This is a genomic window from Rhodococcus sp. P14 (genome assembly GCF_000256505.1).
In the GTDB taxonomy this organism is placed as follows: domain Bacteria; phylum Actinomycetota; class Actinomycetes; order Mycobacteriales; family Mycobacteriaceae; genus Rhodococcus; species Rhodococcus ruber.
Genome location: NZ_AJFC01000075.1, coordinates 1 through 9,690, shown reverse-complemented (window position 1 = coordinate 9,690; position 9,690 = coordinate 1). Strand labels below are relative to the sequence as shown.

The 9,690-nt window shown below is 69.4% G+C and carries 9 protein-coding genes; 3 read left to right on the top strand and 6 right to left on the bottom strand.

Features of this window, described 5'->3' with window-relative positions; all coding sequences use genetic code 11:
- Both OEY_RS0105290 and OEY_RS0105285 read right to left on the bottom strand, forming a co-directional pair.
- A partial coding sequence (locus tag OEY_RS0105290; protein WP_010592871.1) for an SDR family oxidoreductase occupies positions 1–628 on the bottom strand: 628 nt, incomplete at its 3' end.
- 2 nt (positions 629–630) lie between these two features.
- Positions 631–1,881: an acyl-CoA dehydrogenase family protein gene (locus OEY_RS0105285; protein WP_010592870.1), complete on the bottom strand. Its 1,251-nt coding sequence runs from the start codon at positions 1,879–1,881 to the stop codon at positions 631–633.
- Positions 1,882–2,050: 169 nt separating this feature from the next.
- Between OEY_RS0105285 and OEY_RS0105280 the strand changes: the two genes are divergently transcribed.
- On the top strand, positions 2,051–2,527 hold the full coding sequence (locus OEY_RS0105280) for a MaoC family dehydratase (protein WP_010592869.1): 477 nt from the start codon (positions 2,051–2,053) through the stop codon (positions 2,525–2,527).
- 66 nt (positions 2,528–2,593) lie between these two features.
- Here OEY_RS0105280 and OEY_RS0105275 read toward each other — a convergent pair whose 3' ends face one another.
- Positions 2,594–3,961 (bottom strand): MFS transporter, encoded by a 1,368-nt coding sequence (locus OEY_RS0105275; RefSeq protein WP_010592868.1) that lies wholly within the window; start codon positions 3,959–3,961, stop codon positions 2,594–2,596.
- Between the two features lie 165 nt (positions 3,962–4,126).
- Here OEY_RS0105275 and OEY_RS0105270 point away from each other — a divergent pair, with 165 nt between their 5' ends.
- A complete protein-coding gene (locus OEY_RS0105270) occupies positions 4,127–5,644 on the top strand; it encodes an AMP-binding protein (protein ID WP_010592867.1) in 1,518 nt (505 codons plus the stop codon).
- Positions 5,645–5,697: 53 nt separating this feature from the next.
- Here OEY_RS0105270 and OEY_RS0105265 read toward each other — a convergent pair whose 3' ends face one another.
- From OEY_RS0105265 to glpX, 3 genes are all read right to left on the bottom strand, one after another.
- A complete protein-coding gene (locus OEY_RS0105265) occupies positions 5,698–6,672 on the bottom strand; it encodes a phosphotriesterase family protein (protein WP_010592866.1) in 975 nt (324 codons plus the stop codon).
- A gap of 85 nt (positions 6,673–6,757) precedes the next feature.
- Positions 6,758–8,167, bottom strand: a complete 1,410-nt coding sequence (locus tag OEY_RS0105260; protein WP_010592865.1) for a class II fumarate hydratase — start codon at positions 8,165–8,167, stop codon at positions 6,758–6,760.
- A gap of 84 nt (positions 8,168–8,251) precedes the next feature.
- Positions 8,252–9,289, bottom strand: a complete 1,038-nt coding sequence (glpX, locus tag OEY_RS0105255) for a class II fructose-bisphosphatase (protein WP_010592864.1) — start codon at positions 9,287–9,289, stop codon at positions 8,252–8,254.
- Positions 9,290–9,467: 178 nt separating this feature from the next.
- Here glpX and OEY_RS0105250 point away from each other — a divergent pair.
- A partial coding sequence (locus tag OEY_RS0105250) for a DUF4245 family protein (RefSeq protein ID WP_043804558.1) occupies positions 9,468–9,690 on the top strand: 223 nt, incomplete at its 3' end.

The window sequence follows — 9,690 nt, the reverse complement described above, 5'->3', positions numbered from 1 at the left end:
CCGGGAGCCGGTCCTCGTGGTCCTTCCAGAGGGCTTCGGCGAGACGGGTGCGCACGACACCCGGGGCGACGGCGTTGACCCGCACCCGCGGCGCCAGTTCCAGGGCGAGCTGGCGGGTGAGGTGGATCAGTGCCGCCTTCGAGGCGTTGTACAGGCCGATGTTCGCCTCGGGTGCCATCCCTCCGATGGAGGCGGTGTTGACCACTGCTCCGCCGTGCTCGCCCATCCACGCCTGCACGGCCAGTGAGGTCCACAGCACCGGACCCCAGAGGTTGACGTCGAAGGTCTTGGCGAAACGTGCGTGGTCCTGGGCGAGCACCGGACCGAACGCGGGGTTGGTGCCGGCATTGTTGACCAGGATGTCCAGGCGCCCGAACCGCTCGACGGTGAGGTCGACGCACCTCCGGGCCGCGTCCTCGTCGACCGCATGCGCGCCGACGCCGAGTGCCGTGCCGCGCACCCCGGCCGCGGTGACCTGGGCGGCCGCGGCGTCGGCCGCGTCCTGCTTGCGGGAGGTGAGCACCACGTTCGCGCCGGCCGCTGCGAGGTCCCGGGCGACGGCCAGCCCGATACCGCGGGAGGCGCCGGTGACGATCGCGGTGCGGCCGGTCAGATCGAGTCCGGTCATCGTCAGCCCACCGTCACCTTGTGGCCGTTGACCGAGGCGGCGGGAGCGGTGCGGTACTTGCGCAGTTCGGCGACGGCGATGGACCGCTTGTGCACCTCGTCGGGGCCGTCGGCCAGGCGCAGGGTGCGCATGTGCGCGTACATCATGGCGAGCGGGAAGTCGTCGGTGACGCCTCCGCCGCCGTGCACCTGGATGGCGCGGTCGATGATCTTCAGCGCCATCGCCGGGGCGGCGACCTTGATCGCGGCGATCTCCATCCGGGCCTGCTTGTTGCCGACGGTGTCCATCAGGTGGGCAGCCTTGAGCGTGAGCAGCCGTGTCATCTCGATCTCGATCCGGGCCTCGGCGATCCAGTCCTGGATGTTGGCGCGCTCGCTCACGGGCTGACCGAACGTGACCCGGCTCGACGCGCGCCGGCACAGCAGTTCGAGGGCTCGCTCGGCCATGCCGATGGCGCGCATGCAGTGGTGGATGCGGCCGGGGCCGAGGCGGGCCTGGCTGATCGCGAAGCCCTCGCCCTCGCCGGCGAGCACGTCCTTGCTCGGCACCCGCACGTTCTCGAAGGTGATCTCGGCGTGGCCCTCGCGGTCGGCGTAACCGAAGACCGGGAGGTTGCGCACGACGGTCACGCCGGGAGCGTCGATGGGCACCACCATCATCGACTGCTGGCGGTGCGGGGCCGCCGTGGGGTCGGTCTTGCCCATGACGATGAGGACCTTGCAGTTCTTGTGCATCGCGTTGGAGGCGAACCACTTGCGCCCGTTGAGGACGTACTCGTCGCCGTCCCGGACCATGGACAGCTCGATGTTGGTGGCGTCGGAGCTGGCGACGGCGGGTTCGGTCATCGCGAACGCCGAGGCCATCGTGCCGTCGAGCAGCGGGCGCAGGTACTTCTCCTTGTGCTCGTCGGTCCCGAAGAGGGTGAGCACCTCCATGTTGCCGGTGTCGGGTGCGTTGCAGTTGCACGCCTCGGAGGCGATGTGGCTGCGGCCCATGATCTCGGCGAGGGGGGCGTACTCGAGGTTGGTCAGGCCCGGGCCCCAGTCGGGGTGGGGGTGGAACAGGTTCCACAGGCCGCGCCGGCGGGCCTCGGCCTTGAGTTCCTCGAGGATCGGGGGCTGGAAGTGCGGGTCCCCGGAGGCGCGCATCTGTTCCTCGTACACCGACTCGGCGGGGTAGACGTGCTCGTCCATGAAGGCGAGGAGGGCGTCGCGGTACTGCACGGTGCGTTCGGACATTTCGTAGACCGACATGGTCACTCCTGGCGGAAGGGGAGGGGCAGGGCTGGGGATCGCCCGTCGTCGAGGTACGTCGCGAACAGGATGGTGACGGACGTCTCCTTCCCTGTATAGTTGAACGCGGTTTCAACTTCAAGTTTTGATTCGGCGCGAGTCGCTCCGGCCGCGCGGAGAGGAAGCATCCATGACCGACGACATCAGCACCCTGCCCGTGCGACCCACGGGCCTCGACGACCTCCGGGACCTGGTGGGACGGGACATCGGACCGACGGACTGGGTGACCGTGACCCAGGAACTCGTGAACGCCTTCGCCGAGGTCACCGACGACCACCAGTGGATCCATGTCGACCCCGAGCGCGCCGCGACGAGTCCGCTGGGGACGACGATCGCGCACGGTCTGCTCGTGCTCTCGCTGGGGCCGGGCCTGTCCTACAAGCTCATGAGCTTCGACGGGTTCGCCCACGGCCTCAACTACGGCTACGACAAGGTGCGCTTCGTCTCGCCGCTGCCGGTCGGTTCCCGCATCCGGATGCGCATGCAGGTGCTCGGGGCCGAGGCCGCCGGTGGCGGCATCCAGATCCGGACGCTGCAGACGTTCGAGCGCGAGGGGCAGGAGAAGCCGGTCGCGGTGGCCGAGTCGCTCGCCCGCGTCGTCGCCTGAGCGGCGTACGGCACAGATGCTGCCGGCCTCCACGGGCGATCGTGGAGGCCGGCAGCACCCGTTCGGTTACCGGGCGTGGGCGATGCCCGGGACGGCCTTCGGGTCGCGGCGCACCTCCGCGGGGTTGGTCTCCTTGAGCACCCACGCCGAGAACAGCGTGAGGGCGCCCATGAGGGCCACGAACACCGAGACCAGGGTGGTCGTGCCGGTGTTGGCGATCAGGGCGGTCATGATGAACGGCGTGCCGCCGCTGACGGTGACGGCGGCGAGCTGGTAGGCGAGCGACGCGCCGGAGAGCCGGACGTTGGGCTCGAAGAGCTCGCCCAGGTACGCCGCCAGCGGGCCGTAGGTCATGGACTGGAAGATCGACCCGACCGTGACGGCCACCGCGAACAACGCGAGGTTCGCGGTATTGACGAGCCAGAAGTAGGGGAATGCCCACAGCACGAGTGCCGCGGCCCCGATCATGATCATCGGCCGGCGGCCGATGCGGTCGGAGATCCACCCCGACCAGAGGATGAACCCGAGGCCCACCAGCGAGCTCGCCAGCGAGATGGCCAGGATCGAATTGCGGTCCATGCCGAGTTCGGTTGTGCCGTAGCTCAGGACGCCGGCGATGCTGATGTAGAACAGCGAGTTGGTTGCGGCGAGCAGACCGCAGCCCAGCAGGATCTTGCGCCAGTGGGTGCGGATCGCCTCGGCGAGCGGGGCCTGGACGACCTGCTGCTCGGGCCGCTTGGCCGCGACTTCGGCCTGCAGTTCCCGGAATTCGGGGGTGTCCTCCACCTTGGTCTGGATGTAGAGGACGACGGGGAACAGCGCGGCACTGGCGAGGAACGGAATCCGCCAGCCCCAGTCGAGGAACACCTCGTTCGACATCGCGGCCGTCGCCGTGAGGAACGCGACGTTGCCCAGGATGACGCCGCACGGCACGCCCATCTGCCCGAACGTGCCGGCGAAGCCTCGACGTTTGGGATCGGCGGACTCGGTGAGCAGCAGGACGATTCCACCCCACTGCCCGCCGCAGGCGAGGCCCTGCAGGAAGCGGAGCGTCACCAGCAGGATGGGGGCGAGGACCCCGATGGCGGCGGCGGAGGGCAGGCAGCCGATCAGGAACGTCGCCAGACCCATGAGCAGCAGGCAGACCACGACGACGGGTTTGCGGCCGTAGCGGTCACCGAAGTGGCCGGCCACGAGCCCGCCGAGGGGCCGGGCGACGAACCCGGCCCAGAAGGTGCTGAAGGACAACAGCGTTCCCATCAGGGGGGAGCTGTCGGGGAAGAACACGTGCGGGAACACCAGCGCCGCGGCGGTGCCGTACAGAAAGAAGTCGTACCACTCGATCGAGCTGCCGATGAGCCCGGCGGCGAGCAGTTTACGATGAGCGCGCGTGTGGTGCGACGTGCCGGCGGTCGTGATGCCGGTCGGACTCACGGATGGCGATGTCACAGATCAATTCCTCCGGTCGGACGGGCCGAGAAACAGCACTCAAACATGAATTCGGGTTCAGGCTGTGGTGCTAGTCTGGGGCATCGGTCATGTGATGTCAATCACGAGCCGCTCTCCCCCACTATGTCTCTCGACGAAGGGAAACCACTCATGGCCAGTGTTCTCGACCCCGTCCTCGCCCACGCGGACGCGGCGCCGGAACGCATCGCCCTGCGCACGCGGGACGGGCAGCGGAGCTACCGCGAGCTGCGCGACGACGCGCTGCGCTACGGCGCGCTGCTCCGCAGCCGCGGCGTCGCCGCCGGCGACCGGGTGCTCCTGCTCGCTCCCTCCGTGCCCGAGTTCGTGGTGGCCTACCTCGGCATTCAGGCGGTCGGTGCCGTGGTGGTGCCGGTGAACACCATGTCCACCGCGGCCGAACTGCGCTACACCCTCGGGGATTCGCGGGCCGTGCTCGCGATCGCCTGGCATGCCGCCTCCGGCTCGGTGGCCGAGGCCGCGGAGGGGCTCGGTGTGCCGTGGCTGTCGCTGGAGCCCGGCGCCGCGGTCGAACAGGAGCCCGGCGACCCCGTCGACCGTGCCGACGGCGACACCGCGGCGGTGCTGTACACCTCGGGCACCACCGGCCGCCCGAAGGGGGCTCAGCTCACCGTCTCGAATCTGCTGTCTGCAGGACGCATTTCGTGCCGATTGTCCGAATCGGGACCCGAGGATCGAGTAGGGACCGGGCTGCCGCTGTTCCACATCTTCGGCCAGGCGTCGGTGATGATGTCGGCCTTCACCGCGGGGGCCTCCCTGTCCCTGCTGTCCCCGTTCGATCCGGCGGCGATGCTCGACCTCGTCGTCCGGGACCGGCTGACGGTGGTGTGCGGGGTGCCGACCATGTGGAACGCGATGCTGCATGCCGAATCTCCCTACGGACCAGCGGACTTCGCGGGACTCCGGCTGGCGGTGTCGGGGGGAGCGTCGCTGCCGGGGGAGGTGGCCCGTGACTTCGAGCACCGCTTCGGCTGCACCATCCGGGAGGGATACGGCCTGACCGAGACCACGGCCATGGCGACCTTCTCGTGGGGGGACGTCCCGGCGCGCATCGGGTACAGCGGCACCGCGGCCCCGGACATCGAGGTCGAGGTCTACGGGCCGGACGGCGTCGCGTGCGGCCCGGGGGAGGTGGGCGAGGTGTTCGTCCGCGGACCCGTCGTCATGGCCGGCTACTGGCAGCGACCGGCCGACACCGCGGCCGTGCTCGACGACGAGGGCTGGTTCCGCACCGGCGATCTCGGGGAATTCGACGAGCAGGGCCGGTTGCGCATCGTCGACCGGGTCAAGGACCTCGTCATCCGGGGCGGCTACAACGTGTATCCCAGCGAGGTGGAGGAGGTGCTCTACGAGCATCCCGACGTGGTCGAGGCCGCCGTGGTGGGCGTGCCGGACCGCCACTACGGCGAGGAGATCGCCGCGGTGGTCGTGCTGCGCGACGACGCCGGCGCCGGTGCCGAGGACCTCGTGCGCTGGTGCCGGGAACGGTTGTCCGCCTACAAGGCGCCCCGCATCGTCCGCTTCGTGGACGCCCTGCCGAAGGGGGCGTCCGGGAAGATCCTCAAGCGGGCCATTGACCGGGACGAGTTGTCCCGGTTCGTCGTTCGCCGTTCCGAGTCGGCGGTGTGACCGGTGCCGTCCGCGGCCGGGTGGCGTGCCCGGCCGCGGACGGCCCGCCGGGCTCAGTACGTGTCGCGACGTTCGAAGATCTCGCGCGGGTTGTCGATCAGCATCCGGTCGATGTCCGTGTCGCCGACCCCGGCCTCCCGCAACGCGGGCAGCACGTCGTTGTGCAGGTGCATGTAGCTCCATCGCGGCGTCGCGACGGCGAGCATCTGCGGGTCGAGCCAGTCGTTGAGGGTGGCGTAGTCCTGCGAGAGCAGCATCCGGCCGGCATAGCCGCGCTCGACGAGGGCGGCGATGGTCTTCACCCGCTGCTCGAAGCCGAGATACACGTCCACGCCGCAGCGATCCATGCCGATGTACGAGCCGGCGTCCATCAGCGCCGTGAGATAGCCGATGTCGTCGGAATCGCCGCTGTGGCCGACGATCACACGCGAGAGGTCGACGCCCTCCTCGGTGAACAGGCGCTGCATCACCCGTCCGGACTCGGAGTGGGCGTGGGTGTGCACCGTGATCGGTACGCCGGTGCGTCGGTGGGCGACCGCCACGGCCCGGGCCGTCCGCTCGACTCCCGCGGTCAGGCCCGGGGCGTCGATGGCGCACTTGAGCATTCCCGCCCGCACTCCGGAGTCGAGGATGCCTTCCTCGATGTCGCGGACGAAGAAGTCCACCATCGGTTCCGGGCCGCCGAACAGGGTGTCGGGGCCGCGGTAGTGGAAGTAGTGCGGCAGGTCCATGTAGGTGTAGAGACCGGTCGCCACGACGATGTTCATGTCGGTGGCCTCGGCGACCCGTCGGATGAGGTCGATGTTGCGGCCGGTGCCGACCACGGTGAGGTCGACGAACGTGTCGAAACCGGCCGCGTGCACCTCCCGGACGCGCGTGATCGCCTCGGCGACCGCCGCGTCCAGGTCGACGCCGATGTCCCAGTTGCCGTGCAGTTCGGGGGAGAGGACGAACAGGTGCTCGTGCATCAGTGTCCGGCCGAGGCTGCCGCTGTCGACGGTGCCGGTGACGGTGGGGACGGTGGTCATGACGTCTCGCTTCCTACGACCTGAATTAGAATTCAGCTTCGTATCAGATCATGATGAGACGCTCATCACAAGACCCAGGGTGTCGTCAGTCTCGCGGCTCCACCCGTGTCATCGCGAGCACGTCGAGCCGCCGATCCAGCTCCTCCTCGCTCAGGCCGTCACCGATCAGCCCCCGGTCGACGACCGTCTGCCGGATGGTCTTCTTCTCCCGCAGCGCCTCTTTCGCGACCGCAGCGGCCTCCTCGTACCCGATCGCCGAGTTCAGCGGCGTCACGATCGAGGGCGACGATTCGGCGAGGGTACGCAGATGTTCGGTGTTCGCCACGAGCCCGTCGACGCACCGCTCGGCGAACAGGCGCGAGACGTTGGCCAGCAGGCGCAGCGACTCGAGCAGGTTGCGGGCCATCATCGGGATGTAGACGTTGAGCTCGAACGCGCCCGCGGCACCACCCCACGCCACGGCCGCGTCGTTGCCCACGACCTGCGCCGCCACCTGGGTCACCGCCTCCGGCAGCACGGGATTCACCTTCCCCGGCATGATCGAGCTGCCGGGCTGCAGATCCGGCAGCTGGATCTCGGCGAGACCCGTCAGCGGGCCGGACCCCATCCACCGGATGTCGTTGGCGATCTTCGTCAACGACACCGCGACGGTCCGCAGCGCCCCGGACGCCTCGACGAGACCGTCCCGCGCGGCTTGCGCCTCGAAGCTGTTCTTCGCCGGCGTCAGCGCCTCCACCCCGGTCACCCGCACCAGTTCGGCGACGACGCGGGGACCGAATCCCTCGGGGGCGTTCAGGCCCGTGCCGACCGCCGTGCCCCCGATGGCCAGCTCACCCAGCCGTGGCAGGGTCGCCTGCACCCGCTCGATGCCGGCCTCGATCTGCCGGGCGTAGCCCCCGAACTCCTGGCCGAGGGTGACCGGCACGGCATCCATCAAGTGCGTCCGCCCGGACTTGACGACGCGTCTCCACTCCTTCGCCTTCGCCGCGAGCGAGGCCCGCAGCTGGTCGAGGGCCGGGACGAGATCCTTCACCGCCGCCTCGGTGGCGGCGACATGCGTCGCGGTCGGGAAGGTGTCGTTCGACGACTGCGACATGTTGACGTGATCGTTGGGATGTACGGTCACCCCGCGCTGCGCGGCGATGCTCGCGATGACCTCGTTGGCATTCATGTTCGAGCTCGTGCCCGAACCGGTCTGGAACACGTCGATGGGGAACTGGTCGTCGTGCAGACCCTCGGCGATCTCGGTAGCGGCGGCGACGATCGCGTCGGCCTTCTCCGCGTCGAGCAGACCCAGATCCTTGTTCACCTGGGCGCACGCCGCCTTGAGCAGGCCCATCGCGCGGATCTGGGTGCGCTCGAGACCGCGGCCGGAGATCGGGAAGTTCTCCACGGCCCGCTGGGTCTGAGCGCGCCACAGGGCGTCGGCCGGGACCCGGACCTCGCCCATGGTGTCGTGTTCGATTCGGAACTGCTGCTCGGAATTGTCGGCCATGGCTTCACAGTAGGCCGCTCGAGCCGCAGCGGCGCCCCTTCGGACCGGCGGAGATCCGAAAGGGCGCCACGACCGCGAACCGGGTCACGGCATGGGAGGAACGGCCCCCGCGACGCCGTGGAAATCGATCGAGGTGAACTCGCTGAGCTTCTTCAGCCGGTGGTACGCCTCGACCATCCGGACGGTGCCGGACTTGCTGCGCATCACGATCGACTGCGTCGTCGCGCCGCCGCCGTAGTAGCGGACACCCTTCACCAGCTCACCGTCGGTGACGCCGGTCGCGCAGAAGAAGATGTTCTCACCCTTGACCAGGTCGGTGGTGGTCAGCACGCGGCCCGGCTCGTGACCCGCGTCGATCGCCTTCTGCCGCTCCTCGTCGTCCTTCGGCGCCAGGCGACCCTGCAGCGCGCCGCCCATGCACCGCATCGCGGCCGCGGCGATGATGCCCTCCGGGGTGCCGCCGATGCCCAGCAGCATGTCGACACCCGAACCCGGGCGCGCCGCGGCGATCGCACCGGCGACGTCACCGTCGGAGATCAGCCGGATACGGGCGCCGGTCGCGCGCACATCGCTGATGAGCTGCGCGTGCCGGGGGCGGTCCAGGATCGTGACGGTGATGTCGGAGATCTCCGAGTGCTTCGCCTTCGCAACGCGGCTGATGTTCTCGGCGACCGGCGCGGTGATGTCGATGACGTCCGCGGCCTCCGGGCCGACAGCGATCTTGTCCATGTAGAACACGGCGGACGGGTCGAACATGGCGCCGCGCTCGGCGACGGCGAGCACCGCGATGGAGCCGGGTGCGCCCTTCGCCATCAAAGTGGTGCCGTCGATCGGGTCGACCGCCACGTCGCACAGCGGTCCGTCGCCGTTGCCGACCTCCTCGCCGTTGTAGAGCATGGGCGCCTCGTCCTTCTCGCCCTCGCCGATCACGACGACGCCGCGCATGGACACCGAACTGACCATGTGACGCATGGCGTCGACGGCGGCGCCGTCGCCACCTTCCTTGTCGCCACGGCCGACCCAACGGCCCGCAGCCATCGCCGCGGCCTCGGTGACACGCACCAGCTCGAGGGCGAGATTGCGGTCCGGGGCCTGGCGGCGGGTCGGGGTGCTGGCCGTCATGGGCTACTGCCTCCTGGTGCGGTCGGTCGACGTGGTTGCCGACGCGAGACGGACGTCGAAGGGACGACCGTCGGGTTCCGATGGTTTCGAGTGGTAATTCTCTCATCACCGCCCCGTGAGCGGGGCTCGGACCCGGCCACGTGCGGGTATCGGTGCCGACGGCTGTCAGACTGGAGGCGTGGCCCCCCAGAAACCCCGCATGCTCCACGACACGCGCGACATGGCGTGGTCGCTGATTCCGCTGCTGCTGATCATGGTCGTCGTGGCCGCCATCGCCAGCCAGTGCTCCTTCAGCCCCGGCGGCCCCACCGCGGGACCCGTGCCCAGCTTCGACGTCGACGCGGGCCTGAAGTACGACGCGCGTGAGCTGGACTTCCCGATCCGGCAGCCGAAGGTGCCCG

Coding starts and splice junctions, on each gene's coding strand:
- OEY_RS0105285 (WP_010592870.1), bottom strand. CDS start 1,881: ATGTCGGTCTACGAAATGTCCGAACGCACCGTGCAGTACCGCGACGCC.
- OEY_RS0105280 (WP_010592869.1), top strand. CDS start 2,051: ATGACCGACGACATCAGCACCCTGCCCGTGCGACCCACGGGCCTCGAC.
- OEY_RS0105270 (WP_010592867.1), top strand. CDS start 4,127: ATGGCCAGTGTTCTCGACCCCGTCCTCGCCCACGCGGACGCGGCGCCG.
- OEY_RS0105265 (WP_010592866.1), bottom strand. CDS start 6,672: ATGACCACCGTCCCCACCGTCACCGGCACCGTCGACAGCGGCAGCCTC.
- OEY_RS0105260 (WP_010592865.1), bottom strand. CDS start 8,167: ATGGCCGACAATTCCGAGCAGCAGTTCCGAATCGAACACGACACCATG.
- glpX (WP_010592864.1), bottom strand. CDS start 9,289: ATGACGGCCAGCACCCCGACCCGCCGCCAGGCCCCGGACCGCAATCTC.